The 18836-nt window shown below is 72.9% G+C and carries 16 protein-coding genes; 9 read left to right on the plus strand and 7 right to left on the minus strand.

Going from position 1 to position 18836, the window contains the following annotated elements:
* From J2X59_RS10080 to csrA, 8 genes are read left to right on the plus strand one after another with little or no spacing between them, the layout of a single operon-like run.
* Entirely contained in the window at positions 1-606 is a 606-nt protein-coding gene (locus tag J2X59_RS10080; RefSeq protein WP_209682710.1) for a FliO/MopB family protein, read from the plus strand.
* Positions 603-1427, plus strand: a complete 825-nt coding sequence (fliP, locus tag J2X59_RS10085; RefSeq protein ID WP_326496579.1) for a flagellar type III secretion system pore protein FliP — start codon at positions 603-605, stop codon at positions 1425-1427. The genes J2X59_RS10080 and fliP overlap by 4 nt, the downstream gene beginning before the upstream one ends.
* Positions 1427-1699 carry a flagellar biosynthetic protein FliQ gene (locus tag J2X59_RS10090; protein WP_066654192.1) on the plus strand — a complete coding sequence of 91 codons (273 nt, stop codon included), beginning with the start codon at positions 1427-1429 and terminating at the stop codon, positions 1697-1699. Before fliP ends, J2X59_RS10090 begins: the two co-directional genes overlap by 1 nt.
* 2 nt (positions 1700-1701) lie before the next feature.
* A complete protein-coding gene (locus tag J2X59_RS10095; protein ID WP_251155454.1) occupies positions 1702-2478 on the plus strand; it encodes a flagellar biosynthetic protein FliR in 777 nt (258 codons plus the stop codon).
* A gap of 6 nt (positions 2479-2484) precedes the next feature.
* Positions 2485-3675 carry an EscU/YscU/HrcU family type III secretion system export apparatus switch protein gene (locus J2X59_RS10100; protein WP_066654196.1) on the plus strand — a complete coding sequence of 397 codons (1191 nt, stop codon included), beginning with the start codon at positions 2485-2487 and terminating at the stop codon, positions 3673-3675.
* Positions 3672-5726, plus strand: a complete 2055-nt coding sequence (locus J2X59_RS10105; protein ID WP_326496580.1) for a flagellar biosynthesis protein FlhA — start codon at positions 3672-3674, stop codon at positions 5724-5726. The genes J2X59_RS10100 and J2X59_RS10105 overlap by 4 nt, the downstream gene beginning before the upstream one ends.
* Positions 5701-6675: a hypothetical protein gene (locus tag J2X59_RS10110; RefSeq protein ID WP_326496581.1), complete on the plus strand. Its 975-nt coding sequence runs from the start codon at positions 5701-5703 to the stop codon at positions 6673-6675. Before J2X59_RS10105 ends, J2X59_RS10110 begins: the two co-directional genes overlap by 26 nt.
* A gap of 4 nt (positions 6676-6679) precedes the next feature.
* Positions 6680-6955: a carbon storage regulator CsrA gene (csrA, locus tag J2X59_RS10115; RefSeq protein WP_066654202.1), complete on the plus strand. Its 276-nt coding sequence runs from the start codon at positions 6680-6682 to the stop codon at positions 6953-6955.
* 114 nt (positions 6956-7069) lie between these two features.
* Here csrA and J2X59_RS10120 read toward each other — a convergent pair whose 3' ends face one another.
* From J2X59_RS10120 to J2X59_RS10130, 3 genes are all read right to left on the minus strand, one after another.
* Positions 7070-7633 (minus strand): hypothetical protein, encoded by a 564-nt coding sequence (locus J2X59_RS10120; RefSeq protein ID WP_326496582.1) that lies wholly within the window; start codon positions 7631-7633, stop codon positions 7070-7072.
* The gene (locus J2X59_RS10125) at positions 7630-8208 is read right to left on the minus strand and encodes a DNA-binding protein (RefSeq protein ID WP_326496583.1); all 579 of its coding nucleotides are present in this window, start codon (positions 8206-8208) and stop codon (positions 7630-7632) included. The genes J2X59_RS10120 and J2X59_RS10125 overlap by 4 nt, the downstream gene beginning before the upstream one ends.
* A gap of 84 nt (positions 8209-8292) precedes the next feature.
* On the minus strand, positions 8293-10392 hold the full coding sequence (locus J2X59_RS10130; RefSeq protein WP_326496584.1) for an acyl-CoA dehydrogenase family protein: 2100 nt from the start codon (positions 10390-10392) through the stop codon (positions 8293-8295).
* Between the two features lie 209 nt (positions 10393-10601).
* Here J2X59_RS10130 and J2X59_RS10135 point away from each other — a divergent pair, with 209 nt between their 5' ends.
* The gene (locus J2X59_RS10135; protein ID WP_326496585.1) at positions 10602-12065 is read left to right on the plus strand and encodes a peptide MFS transporter; all 1464 of its coding nucleotides are present in this window, start codon (positions 10602-10604) and stop codon (positions 12063-12065) included.
* Positions 12066-12247: 182 nt separating this feature from the next.
* Here the strand turns inward: J2X59_RS10135 and J2X59_RS10140 are convergent, their stop codons facing one another.
* From J2X59_RS10140 to J2X59_RS10155, 4 genes are all read right to left on the minus strand, one after another.
* Entirely contained in the window at positions 12248-12556 is a 309-nt protein-coding gene (locus J2X59_RS10140; protein ID WP_326496586.1) for a hypothetical protein, read from the minus strand.
* Between the two features lie 573 nt (positions 12557-13129).
* A complete protein-coding gene (locus J2X59_RS10145; protein WP_326496587.1) occupies positions 13130-16495 on the minus strand; it encodes an ATP-binding protein in 3366 nt (1121 codons plus the stop codon).
* Positions 16492-17262, minus strand: a complete 771-nt coding sequence (locus J2X59_RS10150) for a DUF4194 domain-containing protein (protein WP_066654213.1) — start codon at positions 17260-17262, stop codon at positions 16492-16494. Before J2X59_RS10150 ends, J2X59_RS10145 begins: the two co-directional genes overlap by 4 nt.
* A complete protein-coding gene (locus J2X59_RS10155) occupies positions 17259-18773 on the minus strand; it encodes a DUF3375 family protein (protein ID WP_326496588.1) in 1515 nt (504 codons plus the stop codon). Before J2X59_RS10155 ends, J2X59_RS10150 begins: the two co-directional genes overlap by 4 nt.
* Between the last annotated feature and the right edge of the window lie 63 nt (positions 18774-18836).

Below are 18836 nucleotides of genomic sequence, written 5' to 3' on the forward strand. Positions count from 1 at the left end.
GTGGACACCCTCTGGATGGCACTCCGGGTCGCCGTGTCGCTCGGCGTCGTGCTCGCCCTGATGTGGGTGCTGCACCGCCGTGCGACGAAGGGCGGTCTCGGAGCCGCGGTGAAGGCCCGGGGACGCCGGTCCGCCGCGGTCGAGGTCGTCGGTCGCCAGGGCATCGGCGGCAAGGCGAGCGTCGTCGTCGTCGACGTCGAGGGGGAGCGTCTCGTGCTCGGCGTGTCCGAGCAGAGCGTCTCGCTGCTCCGGAGTGGTCCGACCCCCGCGCCGGAGCTCACCGTCGTCGCCGGGCCGGTCGCACTGCCGACCGCCCCGCGCGCCGTCGCGTCGGCACCCGAGCCCGCCGAGCCGACCTCCGCCGGGCCGACCACGGTGGCGGCCCCGTCCGCCGACGCGTTCCGTGCGGAACTCGAGCGACAGGACCACGCCGCCACGGGCCTCCCGGCCGACGCCGCGCCCGTGCTCCCGATGCGTCCCCGCGGTCCCGCGCGTCGTCCGGCCCGGACCGTCGTGCCGACCGCGCAGCAGCTCCAGGGCTCCGTGCTCTCCGCGGACACGTGGCGGCAGGCCGCCGCCGCGCTCCGAGGCCGGCGGGCCGGGTGACGGCCGCGCTCCGGACCGGCCGCACCGCCACCCTCGTCGTCCTGGGACTGGCGACGGTCGCCGGTCTCGTCCTCCTGACCACCACCGGCGCGCACGCCGTCGGCGTCACCGGGCCGACCGCGCCGGCGGCCCCGACGGCACCCGCGAGCGGTGACTTCAGCGTCAGCGTGAACGGGCCCGACGGTGCGCCGTCCTCGGCGATCGTCACGCTCCTCGGCATCACGCTGCTCAGCGTCGCGCCGGCCCTGCTGCTCATGATGACGTCGTTCACGAAGATCTTCGTGGTGCTCGCCATGACCCGGAACGCCCTCGGGCTGCAGGGGATCCCGCCGAACCAGGTCATCGCCGGGCTCGCGCTCTTCCTGTCCCTGTTCGTGATGGCCCCGGTGCTCGGGCACATCAACGACGACGCCCTGCAGCCCTACCTCGCCGGCCACATCGACTTCGCGAAGGCGGTCGAGGTGGGCACGAAGCCTCTGCGGACGTTCATGCTGCACCAGACGCGCGAGGAGGACGTCGCCCTCATCACGCGCGCCGCCGGTCAGGCGAACCCGACGGACCTCGACGCCGTGCCCATGACGACCGTGATCCCGGCGTTCGTCATCTCGGAGCTCCGGAGCGCCTTCATCATCGGCTTCGTCATCTTCATCCCGTTCCTGGTCATCGACCTCGTCGTCTCCGCCGCGCTCATGTCGATGGGCATGATGATGCTGCCGCCGGTGATGATCTCGCTGCCGTTCAAGATCCTGCTGTTCGTCCTCGTCGACGGGTGGGGGCTCATCATCACGTCCCTCATCGAGAGCTACCAGGTGGTGCGCTGATGAACCAGCAGGCGGTCATCGACCTGACCCTCCAGGCACTCCTGGTGGCCGGCAAGCTCGCGGCCCCCGTGCTCGTGACGTCGCTCGTGGTCGGCTTCGCGATCTCGCTCTTCCAGTCGGTGACGCAGATCCAGGAGGTCACGCTCTCGTTCGTGCCGAAGGCGGTCGCCGTCGCGATCGCGCTGGTCGTCTGCGGCAACTGGATGATCGCCGAGATGGTCGCGTTCACCCACGTCGCGTTCGACATGATCCCGAAGCTGCTCGGGACGTAGCCGTGGACCTCGCCATTGACGCCGACCGGCTCGAAGCCACCATGCTCGCCGGGGTCCGGCTCGTCGCCTTCCTCGTGATCGCGCCGCCGTTCGCCTACAAGGCGTTCCCCGGCACGGTGAAGGTGATCCTCGGGCTCGGTCTGGCGATCGGTGTCGCACCGCGGGTCGGCCTCGGGTACACCGCGCTCGACACCGGTGGGTTCTTGCTCGCCCTGCTCACCCAGCTGGTCGTCGGGCTGGGTCTCGGCTTCCTCGTGTACCTCGTGTTCGCCGCGGTGCAGTCCGCCGGCGGGCTGATCGACCTGTTCGGCGGCTTCACCCTCGCCCAGGCGTACGACCCGCAGTCCCAGGTCAACGGCGCGCAGTTCACCCGGCTGTTCCAGATGGCGTCGCTCGCGCTGCTCTTCGCCAGCGGCGGGTACCAGCTCATCGTCGCGGGGCTCGTGCGGTCGTTCGACGCGGTGCCGCTCGTCACGGCCGACGGTTCGCCGGGCACCTTCGCCGTCGGCGGCTTCGCCTCGGTGCTCGTCGCGGCGGCCGGGCAGATGTTCCTCGCCGCACTGCAGATCGCGGGGCCGCTCGTCGTCGTCCTGTTCCTGGCCGACGTCGGCCTCGGGCTGCTCACCCGCGTCGCCCCGGCGCTCAACGCGTTCCAGATGGGCTTCCCGATCAAGATCGGGCTGACCGTCGTGTTCGCCGGTGCGCTCTTCATGGCGCTGCCGGCCGTCGTGTCGTCGCTGACCGGCGACGCCGTCGCCGCGATCACCGGGCGGGGGTGAGGCGACGTGTCCGACGGAGGGAGCGGCGAACGCTCCGAGAAGGCCACCCAGAAGCGGATGCAGGAGGTGCACCGCAAGGGGCAGCTCGGCCGCTCGCAGGACCTCGGCGCCTGGGTCGGCATCGCGACGGCCGCCCTGGTCATGCCCGCTGCGATCGGCAACGCCGCGGGTGCGGGGGAGCAGCAGCTCCACGCCGTGCAGCGCGTCATCGCGGACCCGACCGTCCCCGCGGTCCGGCAGGCACTGTCCGAGGCGCTCGGCTCCGTGGCCGGCACCGTCGGCCCGATGCTCGCCGTCGTCGCGGTCGCCGTCGCGGCGGTCTCCGTTGCGCAGGGCGGCGTGCACTTCCGGCGGATGGCCCCGCAGCCGGACCACTTCGACCCGGTCGCCGGGTTCAAGCGGGTCTTCGGCGTCCAGGCACTCTGGAACGGCGTGAAGGCACTGCTGAAGACCGCCGTCGTCGGGCTCGTCCTGTGGTTCGCCGTGCAGTCACTCGTCCCCGTCCTCATGACGAGCGGTTCGCTGCCGCTGTCGTCCGTGCTCGACGCGGCGGAGGAGGGCACCGGGACCCTGCTCCGCGCCGCCGTCGCCGCGGGTCTGGTGCTCGCCGCGGTCGACGTGCTGGTCGTCGTGCGCCGCAACCGCAAGCGCACGATGATGACCAAGCAGGAGGTCAAGGACGAGTCGAAGCGCACCGACGGCGACCCGCTCGTGAAGGGCCAGCGCCGGTCCCGACAGCTCGCGATGAGCCGGAACCGGATGATCGCAGCGGTCGGGGACGCCGACGTCGTCATGACCAACCCCACGCACTACGCGGTCGCGCTCCGCTACGAGCCCGGGAAGTCCGCACCCCGTGTCGTCGCGAAGGGTGCCGGGCCGGTCGCCGACGTCATCCGGTCGACCGCCGAGGAGTCGCGCGTGCCGATCGTCCGCGACGTCCCGCTCACCCGGGCGCTGCACGCGGCGTGCGAGCTCGGGCAGGAGGTCCCGGTCGACCTCTACACGCCGGTCGCCCGGGTGCTCTCGTTCGTCATGGCGCTCAAGGCCCGCGGCGCCGCCGCCGGGACGCACGCCGCGCCCACGCCGACCACGGCCGACGAGGTCGCGACCGTCCTCGACCCCACCACGCTCACCGGTGACGCCCGACCACGGCGCCTCCGCACCCGTCCGTCCACCACCGAAGGGGCACCCGCATGAACCGCAAGGACCTGCCCAAGCTCGCCGTCCCGGTCTTCATCGTCGGCATCGTCCTGCTGCTGATCCTGCCGGTGCCGTCGTTCCTGCTCGACGTGCTCATCATCCTGAACATCCTGCTGGCGCTGGTGATCCTGCTCACGACGCTGTTCGTGAAGAAGCCGCTCGACTTCTCGGTGTTCCCGTCGCTGCTCCTCGTCGCGACGCTGTTCCGCCTCGGCCTGAACGTCGCCTCGACGCGACTGGTGCTCGGCGAGGGCTTCGCCGGCGACGTCATCCAGGCCTTCGGGCACGTCGCGGTGTCCGGCTCGATCATCATCGGCGCCGTCGTCTTCCTCATCCTCGTCGTCATCCAGTTCGTCGTCGTGACGAAGGGCGCCGAGCGCGTCGCCGAGGTCGGCGCCCGCTTCACCCTCGACGCGATGCCCGGAAAGCAGATGGCGATCGACGCCGACCTGAACGCCGGGCTCATCACCGATGCCGAGGCGAAGGAACGCCGTGCGGCGGTCTCCGCCGAGGCCGACTTCTACGGGGCGATGGACGGCGCGTCGAAGTTCGTCAAGGGCGACGCGATCGCCGGCATCCTGATCCTCGTCATCAACATGCTCGGTGGCGTCGCGATCGGCATGCTGCAGAACGGGCTCTCCGTCACCGACGCGCTGTCCAAGTACGGCATCCTGACCATCGGCGACGGCCTGGTCTCGCAGATCCCCGCACTGCTGATGGCCGTCTCGACCGGCATGATCGTGACCCGGTCGGGTGCGGAGACCGAGATCGGCGCGTCGGCGACGACGCAGCTGACGCAGTCGCGGAACGCGCTGGTGATCGCCGGGGTCGCCGCGATCGCGATGGGGTTCATCCCCGGCATGCCCATCGTCCCGTTCCTGCTCATCGGCGCCGGGCTGCTGTTCGCCGGCTGGCGGCTCTCGCGGCAGGCGGCGCAGCAGGCGGCAGCGGCCGAGCAGCAGCAGGCACTCGAGGCCGCGGCCCCCTCGGCGGACAGCCCGGAGGACCTGCTCGAGCAGATGCGCGTCCACGCCCTCGAGATCCTGCTCGCACCGGACCTGGTCGACATGGTGTCCGGGTCGTCCGACGACCTGCTCGGTCGCGTGCGCGCGCTCCGTCGGAAGATCGCCGTCGACATGGGCATCGTCGTGCCGCCCGTCCGCACCCGGGACAGCATCGAGCTGCCCCCGTCGACCTACGCGATCCGCATCGCCGGGGTCGAGGCCGGTCGCGGGACCGCCCCGTCCCGCAGCGTGCTCGCGCTCGGCGACCAGCTCGACGGGCTCCCGGGCACCACGACGGTCGAGCCGGTGTTCGGTCTGGCCGGCAAGTGGGTCCCCGCCGAGCTCCGGCACGCGGCCGAGATGACCGGCGCGACCGTCATCGACCGGGTCTCCGTGCTCGTCACGCACCTGCAGGCCGTGATCGGCGACAACGCGGCCCGGCTGCTCACCCGCGAGGACGTCAAGGTGCTCACCGAGGGCGTCAAGCAGGTGAACCCCGCGGCGGTCGAGGAGCTCGTGCCCGGCATGCTGTCCCTGGCCGAGGTGCAGCGCGTGCTCCAGGGCCTGCTCGCCGAGCGCGTGCCGATCAACGACCTCGGCCGCATCTGCGAGGCGCTGACGCTCCGCGCGAAGGTGTCGACCGACCCCGAGGGCCTGGTCGAGGCCGCCCGCGCCGCCCTCGGCCCCGCCCTGCCCGCCCGCCACACCGAGGCCGGCACGCTCCGCGTCATCATGATCGACCCGCTGCTCGAGCAGTCGATGCTCGAGGGGCTCCGCCCGTCCGAGCAGGGCACCCAGATCGTGCTCGACGCCCACCGCATCGAGCAGGTCCTCGGGTCCCTGCGCGACGCCGTGCGCAGCGTCGAGGAGCAGGGCCTGTCCGCCGTGCTCGTCTGCGCCCCGCAGCTCCGACCGGCCGTGCACCGCATGGTGTCCGCGCAGGCGAACGGCCTGCCCGTGCTGTCCTACCAGGAGGCCACCGCCGCGGGCTCCACCATCGAGACCGTGGGAGTGGTCCGTGCCGCCGACCCGATCGCTGCGTAGCGGCCCGACGCTCGAGGCGGTCCGCGACGCCCTCCGCACCGAGTTCGGTGCGGGCGCCCGGATCGTCTCGGCCGAGCGCGTGTCCACGCCCGGGATCGGCGGGCTCTTCCGCCGCACGCACGTCGAGGCCGTCGTCGAGGTGCCGGACCCGCTCGACCCGCCGACCGCCCGGGTGGCCATCGCCGACGGCCCGGCCACCCGCATCGGGATCGCCGCGCTCCTCGCCGACGCCGAGGCCGCCGAGGCCCGCATCGCCGCCGGCGACGGCACCGCGTCGACGCGGGCGGATGCGTTCGCCTCGGTGCTCGACGGCTTCGCGGCCGACGGGATCGCCGCGGGCGCCCCGCGCCCCGGCCGCCCCGGGACGGACGTGGGTCGGGTCGACCCGGCCGCGCCGCGCCTCCAGGACGGCCCGCCGCCGGCCGTGCCGGGCACGGACGAGGACCACGGTCGGCCGGGAGGCCCGCTGCCGGTCGCGGCACCGGCTCCCGTCGTCCCGCTGGTCACCGCGGTGTCCGCCCCGGCGTCCGTCCGTCCTGTGCTGCCGGTCCCGGCCGTGCGGTCGGCCGACGGCGACCTCGTGCTGCTCGTCGGGCGTGCCACCGACGTCGACGCGGCGGCGGGGGTGTTCGCCGGACGGTACGCACTGCGCCCGACCGACGCCGCCGACCGGCGGGCGGGGATCCTCGCGCGCGCCGAGGGCGTGCGGAACGGCCACGCGCTGCTGGGCGTCTCCGCGTGGGACGACGCGACGACGATCGAGGGACTCGCCGCCGACCAGGTGTGGGTCGTGGTCGACGTCGGTCGGAAGACCGAGGATGCCCGGGCCGTCGTGGCCGCGGTCGCCGGGCGGGTACCGGTCGCGGGTGTGGTGGCCATCGGTGCGGGGGAGACCGCCACGCCGGAGTCCGTCCACCAGCTGGGCCTGCCGGTGGTGTCGCTAGGCTGACGGGGTGCTGGTACTCACGCGGAAGGTCGGCGAGCGGATCCTCGTCGGTGACGACGTCGTCATCACGGTCCTCGACAGCCGCGGCGACGGCGTCCGGATCGGCATCGACGCACCGCGCGGGGTCAAGATCCAGCGCGAGGAGGTCGTGCGCGCCGTGATCGAGGCGAACGCGGAGGCGGCTGCGGCGGCCGCTGCGTCCGGTGCCGAGGGCGCCGACGACGCCGAGGCGCGACTGCGCGCTGCGCTCGGCGACCGGGGACGGGCGTCGGACCAGGGCTGAGTGCCGCGGTGGCGTCCGGGCGGGCGGTGTCCGCCGGCTCGTCCGCACGCTCGTGCGGCTCTGTGGCTGTGCGTCTGTGCGGCGGTGCGTCTGTGCGGCCGTGTGGCTGTGCGGTCAGCCCGGCAGGCCGATCGCGGTCCAGGCGGCGAGTCCGGCCCAGCACGTGCTCGTGAGCGTCCCGACGATGAACCGCTCTCGCGCCTCGGCGGAGTCGAGCTCCGAGAAGCGACCGAGGCCCTTCACCGCGACGACCGCCGCGACGATCTCGAGCCGGCCCACCAGCACCGCGCCGATCAACGCGAACCGTTCGAGGAACCCGATCGCCGCCCCGCCCCGGAGCACCTCCGGGCGTCGGCGCTCGACGGCGGGTTCGTCGGCGCGCGAGACCAGTATGCCGCCGTGCCGACCCCGCTCGACGCCCTCGCGCATGGCGAAGCCGAGCACGGTCCCCGTGACGGCACTCCCGGCGAGGACGCCGACGGCGACGACCGCGGTGGTGCCGAGCACGCGGAGCGCGGTCGTCGGTGCGGCGGGTGCCAGGTCGAGGAGCTCGGCGGCGAGGACGACCGCGACGACCACGACCGCCGGCACCGCGCGGGCGAGTGGCGGGACGCGGTGCACGGCACTGAGCGCGGCCACCGCGAGCAGCACGACCGCACCGACCAGCCAGACCGTCATGCCGGGGTGTCCGCTTCGGTGAGGAGCCGCGCGAGTGCGGCGCGCACGGCGTCGTCGGAGCGCAGGTCCGCCGCGAGCCAGCGCTTCGCCACCGCCTGCGGGGTCACGCCGAGGAGCTCGGCGGCCTCGGTGCGCGAGTGGCCGGCGCGGAGGAGGTCCGCGAGCTCCCAGCCCTCGCGCGACCGGCGGCGACGGGCCCGGACGGTCTGGGCGACGAGGGGCTCGACGTCCGCGGTACCGAGCCGGCGACCCGGGGCGACCTCGAGGGCGAGGTGCTCGGGGACGTCCTTCGCGCGGTCGACCGCGGCGCGTGCCTGCACGAAGGCGTCGCCGCGCGCGGCCCGGGTCGAGCTCGGCACCGGTTCCTCGACGTCACCGATGCCGATGCCGATGCTCCAGCCGTCCGTCCGGGCGAGGGCGAACACCACGTCGAGCAGGGTCTCCGCGTCGTCGAGCAGGAACTGGAACTCGTCGCCGGCGGTCCGCTCCGGCGGGAGCACCACGTGCCCCTCGGACGCGGTCCGGACGACGCCGATGGCCTGCTCGACCCGGTCGTCGTCTGAACGACTGCCCACCTGGTCCACCGTCACCGCGTACATCGCACCTCCGCCGTCAACCCTACAAGGTTGATTCTCCCGATATCAACCCTGCAGGGTTGATCACGGACGCGGCTTCTTCTCCTGCTCCGGCAGCCGTCCCGCAGCGGCCTCGGCGGCGAACCACGCTGCCGCCTCCTCCTGCCGCGCGCGCTCCTCGCCCAGGGCGATCGGCGCGCGGACGTGCTCGGGGTCGTAGCCGAACGACTCGACGAGCTGCGGGACGACCGGGCGGAGCCGGGCCACGAGCCGGTCGACGTACGCCGACACCGCCCGGGCACGCTGCGCCGACAGGCGTCCGTGCACCAGGTGCCAGTCGAGGTGCTGCTCGACGAGCCCGAGGGCGAAGAGGTCGCGGAGCCAGACGAGCACGCGGCGGGTGTCACCGGGCGCCACGGCCTCGATGGCATCGGTGAACGCATCCCACTGCATGAGCTCGGCGTGCGCCTTCGCGGCCTCGATGAGCTCGTGCTGCGAGCGGTTGAGGAGCTTCGCGGCCCGTGCCCGGTCCTTGCCGGCCGAGGCGAGGCGCACCCCGATCTCGGACACCATCGTGTCGACACGACCGGCCAGCAGCGCGCGCTGGGTGCGCGGGTCCTGCAGGTCCGTGACGCTCGCCGCGAGCGATCCCCGGTCGACGACCGTCTGCCCGAGTCGACGGATGCCGGACGCGTCGGCCAGCTTCGACGCTGCCTGCGCAGCGACGAACCGGGCGGTCGAGGCGGCGTCGCGCGGCGCCTTCGCGCGGAAGTCGGTGAGCAGGCGCTTGCCCACGAGCTGCAGCAGGATCGTGTTGTCACCCTCGAAGGTGACGTAGACGTCGAGGTCCGCGCGGAGGCTCGTCAGCCGGTTCTCGGCGAGGAACCCGGCGCCGCCGCAGGCCTCGCGGCACTCCTGCAGGGTGTCGAGCGCCGACCAGGTGGACATCGCCTTGAAGGCCGCCGCCTGCGTCTCGAGGTCCTCGCGGCGCTGCGGGGTGTCCTCGCGCCCGCTGAAGACGTCGTCGAAGGTCTGCAGCAGCTTCTCGTGTGCGAACGACTGGGCGAAGACCGTCGCGAGCCGGGGGATCAGTCGGCGCTGGTGACGGCCGTAGTCGAGCAGCACGCCCTCGTCGCCGCCGCCCGTCGGGAACTGCCGGCGTTCGGCGGCGTAGGTCAGCGCGATCTGCAGGCCGACCTTCTGCGCGACCACGGCGGCGCCGTCGAGCGAGACCCGGCCCTGCACGAGGGTGCCGAGCATGGTGAAGAACCGTCGGCCCGGCGACGCGATGGGGGAGGTGTACGTCCCGTCCTCGGCCACGTCGCCGTACCGGTTGAGCAGGTTCGTGCGGGGCACCCGGACGTGGTCGAACCAGAGGCGCCCGTTGTCGATGCCGTTCAGCCCGCCCTTGACGCCGTCGTCCGCGCCACCAACGCCGGGCAGGAACGCACCGTCGCCGTCGCGCAGCGGCACGTAGAACGCGTGCACACCGTGGTCGACGCCCTGCGTCACGAGCTTCGCGAACACGACGGCCGCCCGCCCGTGCAGCGCCGCGTTGCCGATGTAGTCCTTCCAGGCGCCCCGGAACGGCGTGTGCACGACGAACTCCTGCGTGTCCGGGTCGTAGGTGGCCGTCGTCGCGATGCTCTGCACGTCCGAGCCGTGCCCGGTCTCGGTCATCGCGAAGCAGCCGGGCACGTCGAAGCGGATGATCCCCGGCAGGAACTCGCGGTGGTTGCGCTCGGTGCCGAGGTGGTGCACCGCGGATCCGAACAGGCCCCACTGCACGCCGGCCTTGATCTGCAGGGACGGGTCCGCCGTCGTGAGCTCCTCGAACGCCGCGAGGTTCCCGCCGTGGTTCTCCTGGCCGCCGAACTCGGTCGGGTACGGACGCTGGATCGCACCGGCGTCGACGAGCACCCGGAGCTGCTCGAGGACGCGGGCCCGGTGCTCCGCGATCGGCTGCCCCTCGATCTTGTGCAGCCCGGGGTCGCGGGACAGGCGCCGTGAGATGCGCCGGTCCTCGGCCCAGCGGCCGAGCAGGAGCTCCCCGAGCAACGTGGTGTCGATGCGGACGTCGGTGTCCGTCCCGCCCGTCGGCGTGCCGGCCGCCGGGTCGCCCGTGGCGTCGGCGTTCGGGGCCTCGGTCGTCGAGGTGGGGCGTGCGGGGGCGGTGTCGACCATGGGGGAGCCTTCCTGAACTGCTCTGTCCGTGTTGCACTCCACACGTTAGGCACCTCGGCCGAGTGTTGCTCGAACGCCGTGCGGGCGCACAACGGCAGACCGCGGGGCCGGACACGGGTGGTGGGAATCCTCCAAGGTCCGCCCGCGGAAGTTTGTACGCGCCCCGCTCCGATTCGGACGAGCGGGGTGCCCGGGGGCACAGTGGACGGATGTCTCGCACCACCCCACCCAGCGCTCCGGCGCAGCAACGCACCTTCTTCGGGCAGCCCCTCGAGCTGTCCACGCCCTTCGCGGTGGAGCTCTGGGAGCGGTTCTCGTTCTACGGCATGCAGGGCATCGTCCTGATCTACATGTACTACACCGTCACGCGCGGCGGCCTCGGGATCGACGAGGGCATCGCCAACGGGATCATGGGCGCGTACGGCGGCGCCGTGTACCTGTTCACGATCATCGGCGCCTGGGTGGCGGACCGGCTCATCGGCGCCGACCGCACCCTCTTCACCAGCGCGGTCGTCGTCATGCTCGGCCACATCGGGCTCGCGCTGATCCCGGGGGTCGCGGGCGTCGGGGTCGGCCTCGTGCTCATCGCCCTCGGCTCCGGCGGGCTCAAGGCCACCGCCACGACGATCGTCGGCGGGCTGTACAGCCGCGACGACCCTCGTCGCGACGCCGGGTTCTCGCTCTACTACCTCGGGGTGAACCTCGGGGCGTTCTTCGGTCCGCTGCTGACCGGGCTGCTGCAGTCCTCGCTCGGGTTCCACTACGGCTTCGGGCTCGCCGCGGTCGGCATGGCGGCCGGGCTCGTGCAGTACGGCATCCGCCGCCGGAAGCTCCCCGACTCGGTCCGGCACGTCACCAACCCGGTCGAGCGTCGCCGCCTGCCGCTCGTCGCCGTGCTCGTCGTCGTCGCGCTCGCGGTCGTCGTGGTCTCGGTGCTCACCGGACTGCTCACGGTGACGAACCTGCCGACGGTCGTCGTCGTGATCGTCATCGTGGCCACCATCGCGTACTTCGTGGTGATCCTGACCAGCGGGATCACCGCCGAGGAGCGTTCCCGGGTGTTCGCCTTCATCCCGCTCTTCATCGCGAGCGCCGTCTTCTGGTCGCTCTACCAGCAGCAGTTCACGGTCGTGACCCAGTACTCGGACCAGCGCCTCGACCGATCGCTCGGCGACTGGGTGATGCCCGTGTCGTGGGTCCAGTCGATCAACCCCGTGTTCATCATCGTGCTGTCCGGTGTCGCCGCCGCGATCTGGACGAAGCTCGGTGACCGCCAGCCCTCCACCCCGACGAAGTTCGCGCTCGGCACCGGGATCATGGGCATCGCGTTCCTGCTCTTCCTGCCGTTCTCGGGCACGGGCGAGAACGGCACGCCCCTGATCGCGCTCGTGGGCATCCTGCTCGTCTTCACGATCGCCGAGCTCCTGCTCTCCCCGGTCGGGCAGTCCGTCGCGACGAAGCTCGCGCCGCCGAAGTTCCAGACCCAGATGGTCGCGCTCTTCTTCCTCTCGGTGTCCCTCGGCACGGCGGCCACCGGGGTGCTCTCGCAGTACTACTCGCCGACGAACGAGGTCCCGTACTTCTCCGTCCTCGGCCTGGTCGCCGTGGCGGTCGGGGTCGTGCTGCTCGTCTGCGCGAAGCCCGTCCTGCGCCTCATGCGCGGCATCCGCTAGCCCCGAGCCGCATCCGGTAGCCTGGACACGGCCACGACGGCCACCGCCACACCGGCCCCGCAACCCAAGGAGTCACCAATGCTCGAACTCATCGCAGGCGTCATCATCGGCATCGGCGTGCTCGGTGGCGTGGGCATGTGCATGGCCGTCGCCGCCATGCTGAAGAGCGGCAACGAGGAGTACTAGACCCCGTCCGCGGTGTCCGGCGTGACCGGCACCAACTGACGACCCAGGACGGTCGCGCGCTCGAACGGGCCGCGGCCGTCCTTCGTGTACGCGGGCTCGTCGAAGGCGATGGTCCAGGTGCGCTGCGTCCCACCGAGCTGCACCCCTCCCGGAGCGACGATCACCCCGATCGGCTCGCCCTCCCACTGCTCGCCCCCGCGCTCGAGGTCGACCACCTGCACGAGGGCTCCGATGCCGAGACCGCCGGGGTCACCCGGGCGCGCTCCGTCGTCGGGGCGGGGGCTGCGAGCGCGACGTCCGAACACCCGCCCACCGTACCGCGCCCCGCACGGCGATCGGCGGACGCCGGTCCCGTACTCCGCCCCCGCCTTCTGCCCTCCGCCCTCCGCCCGAGCGGGCAGGACACGCCGCCCGCAGACCGCCGAGCGGGCGGTACCTGTCGGCCGTCGCCCCCGACCGTGGCAGATCGCGCCCGCTCGCACAGGCCGCGTGGGACCGGTGGCGGTCAGATGGCGGGGCAGCGGCGGAGCGGCGGGTCGGCGTCGGCGGCGTCGGACGGGAGGCGCGTGGCGGCGCCGCGCCGCGCTTCCCGCCCGACGAGTGGGCAGGACACGCCGCACGCAGGCCGCCGAGCGGGCTTCATCCGTCGTCCGCCGGATTCGACTGTGACAGATCTCGCCCGCTCGCGGATCGAGCCCTGGTCAACGCCCCGACCCGCACCCGGCGCCGGCGCCTACCGCGGTCGCACGACGTGCCGTTCGCTGCCGATCCGGTGGCAGGACCTGCCGTCGCGTCGGGAGGTGAGCGGCACGTCGTGCGACCAGGACTTGCCTCCGGAGCACCCACCTGTCGCGCCGGGCGCCGCCCGGCCCCAGCGCCTACGCCCGGGCGATCTCCGTGACGGACGAGTGGCCCGTGTCGGGGTGCTTCCGCATCGACAGCAGGCGCTCCATCGACGGCTCGAGTGCGGTGACCTTGTCGAGCGGCGCGCTCACCACGAGCTGGAACCCGAGCCGGAGCCACGCCGTCACGGCACGCCCGGCGAACTCCGAGTCCGCCTTGATGAACGCCTCGTCGAGGAACACCGGCGCGAACCGGGGCCGCGGCCGGGTCTCGTCACCGAGCTGGTAGCGCAGCGCCGCACCGACGATGAACGCGACGAGCTCCTGCGTCTCGCCACCCGACTTGTCCCCGAGCGAGGAGTACACGCCGAGGTCGTTGCCCTCGGGGTCGTACCGCACGGCCGTGATCTCCATGTGCCGTCGGACGTCGAGCACGGCGTCGCGCTGGGTCGTCCGTCCACGTGCTGCCGCCGGGTCGGGGCGGATGACTGCCATGAACCGACGCAGGCGGCGGAAGCGGGTCTCGAGCACGTCGTCGGTCAGCTCGGTGTCGACTGACGCCGACAGCGCGCGGAGCTCCCGCCGGAAGGCGGTGACGTCCTCGCGGGTGACCCGGCGGATCTGGATCTTCAGGCGGTCCCGGTTCGCACCGAACGGCAGCTCGCGCAGGATCTCGTTGACCGGTTCGAGCCGTTCCTCGATCTCGACGACCGCGCGGTCGAAGGCACCGGCGAGCGGGACGAGGTCCTCGCCGCTCCACTGTGAGAGCCGCCGACGCCACTCGCTGCGGCGCGCGTGCAACCCGGTCGCGAGGATCTGGTCGAGGATCGCGTGGTAGTCCGGGTACGACGCGACACCGGTGCCGAGGTTCGGGTCGGGCCAGGCATCCTGGTACCGCTGGAACGTCAGCGTGAGCGCGGTCGAGGCGGCGGCGGCGCCGTCGAGCGCCTGCGCGAGCCGTTCCTCGAGCCGGCGTCGCAGTCGGCGCGCGGCGTCGTCGAACCCGTCGATGCCGTCCGGGGCGCCGACCTCCTCGAACGTCTCGGCGAGCAGCCGGGACTGCTCGTCGTCCGGCAGCGACTCCGGGGTGTCCTCGAAGCGGGCGAGGATCTCGGCCGCGGCGTCCTGGCCGTCGACGAGCACCGCGTGGCGTTCCTCGAGCCGCGTGACGGACAGTCGTGCACCGGCTCGACGATCGGCGGCTTCGTCCAGGGCACGACGGAGCCGGGCGACCGACTCGCGCAGGGTCCGGAGCCCGTCGTCGGCCGCGAGCAGCGCCTGCCGCTCGGCGTCGAGCCGCGCCAGGGACTCGTCGAGCCCGGCGACGTCGATGCCGTCCCAGGTGGTGTCGACGACCTGCTGGTGTGCGGCGCGCAGGGCGTCGAGGGTCGCGATGTCCTGCGCGACGTCGGTGCGTCGGGCCTCGAGCGTCGCGAGGTCCTGCGCGATCGCGGCGAGTTCCCGCTCGACGGAGGCCATGCGGGCCTCGTTGGTGAAGCCGATGACGTTCGACTGGCGTCGGTCGCCGTGCGCGCCGCGACGGCCGTCCCGGAGCTGACCGGACGGGGTCACGCGGCGCCCGCCACCGCCGAGCTCCGCGGCGGAGTCGACGCACCGCGCGTCGATCCGGTCGGACTCGACGCGTTCGCGGACCCAGGTGCTGAACGGGGAGTCCTTGATGGTCAGCTTGCCGGAGACCATCGCCGGGTCGCCGTCGAGGTCGAGGTGCGGGCCGGTGGGCACGCCCTCGAACTGCACGCGGACCGGGAGCTGGAGCGCGTCGATCGCCTCGCTGAAGGACGACAGCTGGTCCTCGTCGACGAGCAGCGTGCGCGCGACGGGTGCCAGCACGGACTCGATGGCCGTCCGCCAGTGCTCCTCGGCCGGGAGCACGTCGAGCAGCTCGGCGACGAACGGCAGCGCGTCGGGGGAGATGCCGGCGGCCCGGGCCATCGCCAACCGCGCCTCGTGCATCGGCAGCGGCATCGCGCCCTGCCGGTGCTCGAGGGAGCGGCGCTCCTGGCGCAGGGTCCGCTCGCGGTCGAGGAGCGGGTACTCCTCGCGCGTCAGGGCATCCCGACGGTCGTCGAGCTCGGCGCGTGCCGTCGCGTACGACCCGAGGAACGCGTGCGACGCCGCCTGCGCCTCGGTGAACGTGCGCTCGGAGGTGAGCGTCAGTCCGAGCGCGGTGGTGCGCTCCTCGAAGGTCGCGCGCGCCCGGGCGACCGCGTCGCGCTCCCGGGTCCGGCGGTCGATGCGGTCCTCGAGCTGCGCGAGGGCGTTGCCGCCCTGGTCACGGAGGCGTCCCTCCGCCTCGCGGAGCTCGACCTCGACGGCGGCGTGCCGGGCCTCGGTCGCAGCGACGTCGGCCCGGGCTGCGGTGCGCTCGCGCGCGTTGCGTTCGACCTCGGCGTCGAGCAGGGCACGCTTCCGCGATGCCGTCCAGTGCGCGAACGGCGAGACCTCGGCGCCGGTGGCGATGCCGTCCAGGGCGTCCGCCGCGGCCCTCGACCGGGCGATCTCGTCGTGCAGCTCGACGATGGGGGAGAGGATGCGGACCTTGCGCTCCTCGGTGTCCATCGCCTCGTACGCCTCGTCGAGCGCGGAGAAGTGCGCGAGGGCGCGGTCGGCCGCCTCGTACGTCCCCGGGGTCTCGAGCACGAGCGACTTGTAGAGCGCGTCGACCGTCGGCAGGTGCTGCCCGGCCTGGATCCGCGCGAGCAGGCGCATGGCCCGGTTGCCACCACCGGAGTCGCCGATCCCGAGCCGGGTCTGGAGCGTGTACGCGAGCTCCTGGTAGGTGTCCCGCACGACGAGCCCCGGCACACGTCCGGTCAGCTCGAGGTGGTGGAAGCGCGAGGGCACGAAGTCCTCGAGCCGGCGGAGGTCGAACGTGTCGTCGACCGTCGCCATGGTCATCTGGATGTCACCGACGCCCCGCGCCCGCTTCGGCACGAGGTACGCCCGCAGCACCGTGAAGCGCCGCTCGTCGTCGTTCCGGAAGGTCACGGCGACGGCGCCCCAGGTGGTCTGGTCGTCGCCGCGCAGGTTCACGTCGCGCAGGGCGCCCGTCTCCGGGTCGCGGCGGGTGTCCACCTTGCCGCGCAGGTACGTGAGCAGGTTCCGCTGGTCGGCGCTCCGCGCACGCCCGGTGGTCGCGTCGTTCGAGGCGCCGTTGAACGGCACGTCGGACGGCATCATGACGGCCAGGTAGGCGTCCATCAGCGTCGACTTGCCGGTGCCGGAGGCGCCCGAGATCAGCGTCGCGGTCCCGGACAGCTCGACCTGACGGTGGCCGTGGAAGCCGCCCCAGTTGACGACCTGCATCGACTCCGCCCGCCACTGCGCGACGGTGTCGAAGAGCGCCGGCAGGGCGCCGGTGTCGATCGCGGTGTCGGTCATGCGTCCGTCTCGCCTTCGTCGTCGGGGTCGGTCGGCTCGGCCGGGAGGCCCGTCACGGCTCCGTCGGTCGGCGCACCGCCGTCGGTGGTCGCGTCGCGGAGCCACCGGTCCAGTTCGCGGAGCTGCTCCAGGGGGAGCAGGACCTCGACGACACTGGCCACGCGGAAGCGGTCGGGGTCGGTCGTGCGGATGAGGATGCGCGCGGTCACGAGTCGCTCGACGGCCTTCGCGACGCGGGACTCGTCGCGGGTGCGGTCGGTGGTCGCCGGCAGGAAGCCGGACACGTGCCCGATGATCTCGGACCGGTCGACCACGACCTGGTCGAGACCCGGCCGGGCGTCCGCGCGGAGGCGCATGCGCAGGTAGACGAGGACGATCGTCTCCTCACGCGTCCACGGCACGTCACGCAGCAGCGTCGGGAAGGCCCGGCGCTGGCTCTCGGACCGTGCCTGGCGCTTCCAGGCGACCTCGCGGTCGCGGTCGACGTGCAGTTCGAGGAAGAGGTCGTTCAGCCGCGACCGGAGCTGGTGCTCACCGTCGGTGATCGCGCGCCACTCGTCGGCGTGCGTCCGCGCGCTCACGTAGGTGTGGCGGAGCAGCGCGACCAGGGCGCGGCGCTGCGGCTCGTCGAGCCGGCCCTCGTCGCCCTCGAAGAGGGCGAAGCTCGACTCGTCGCGTTCCTCGTCCTCGTCGTGACGCTCGTCGAGGACGGGGTCGGAGCCCTCGGGGTCCGTCTCGTCGACGGGAGCCGTCGTGGTGTCGCTCACCGTGCCTCCAGGCCGTTGTCGTCGTCGTGTTGGTCGTCCGCCCCTGCGCCGGTCAGGGACGCCGAGGGCATGTGGAAGGTGACCGTCTCGCCGTCCGGTCGCACCGCGCGGTGCGGGACCAGGTGGGTGGCGGTCTCGAAGTCGTCGTTGCCGGTGAGCAGGTGCGCGAGGCCGAAGAGCTCGACCGGACGGCGCTGCTCGGGCGGCAGCGCGTGGAAGGCCGAGACGCTGTCCGGGGCGCTGCGGAGCGCTGCGCGGAGCTCGGCGAGCAGCGGTCCGCCGTGGCGGCGCAGCGACTCCACGTCGAGTTCCTCGAAGACGTCGTCGTCGGGCTCCTCGATCGGCGGTGGCACCGCCTCGTTGTCGGGGTCGTAGAAGCGCTCGCGCAGGGTGCCGACCTCGGCGGTCGCGGGGAGCAGTCCGAGCGGGACGCGGTCGCGGGCGGACCCCGAGTCGATCCACGCGGCGAGCCCGCGGTTCACCGAGCGGAGCACCGCGTCGAGCTCACGATCGCGGACGACGTCGTGGGCGACGATCTGGTCGCGGAGCGTCGCGGTGAGCTGGCGTCGCTGGGCGAGCACGTCCTCGATGCCCTGGCGCAGGATGCTGACCGTGTTGCGGAACGCCCGGCGCTCGCCCGCCCCGAGGGACTCGGCGAAGGGGTGCGCGAGGATCGTCGCGATGTCGTCCCGGAGCCGGAGCAGCAGGGCGTCGTCGCGCAGCAGCTCGAACGCGCCCTCGAACGCCCGACCCTCGGGAGTCGCCTGCATGAGGTCGTCCGTCCGGGCCAGGTAGTCGTCGAGGATCTCGCCGATCGGACGGACCTCCTGCCGGAAGTCCTCGACGATCGAGCGGTGCATCGTCGCGACCGCCTCCTCGACGCGCTTGAAGTCGCTGGGCAGCTGCCGGATGAGGTCGGCCACGTTCGTGTAGCCGTCGTGCATCCGTGCGTCGTCGACCTCGGTGACCTCGCCGCGGGCGATCCGGTCGCGTTCGGCCTGCAGCTCCGCGATCTGGGCGTCGATGCGGCGGACCTGCACGTCCGGGTCCGGCTCCGCGCTGGCCGCCCAGCGGTGCACGGCCTCGACGATCATCGCCAGGCGGCTCTCGCTGATGAGCGCCCGGTCGGCGCTCAGGGCGTCGACGAGGTTCAGCGCCTCGAGGGCGTGGCTCGTCAGCGAGTACTGCTCGTCGCCGTCGGGGGAGTTCGAGCGGACCAGCCACTGCGCCGCCACCCAGTCGCGACAGAGCGCGCGGCCGTTCGGGCGGGCGTCGGTCTCGTTCTCCCCGTGTTCGCTCGCGGGCACGCGGGCACCGGTGGACTGCAGACGGGCGACGTGCTCCTCGACCTGCAGGTGCATGCGGTCGGCCGGGACGTACTGCACGTCACGGTCGAACACCGTGCGGAACACCGCGATGACGGCGGCGCTCGTCGGGCGGGACATCAGCCGGAGGGTCGGGCGGTCGAGCACCGCGCGCACGCGGGAGAACTCGAGGTCGACGTCGGTCATGGGTCCTTGCTCGCTGGTGTGTCGTGACGGTCCGGGCCGAGGAACGAGAAGAGCCCGACGCGT

The sequence above is a fragment of the Curtobacterium sp. 260 genome (assembly GCF_030803485.1).
Taxonomy (GTDB): domain Bacteria; phylum Actinomycetota; class Actinomycetes; order Actinomycetales; family Microbacteriaceae; genus Curtobacterium.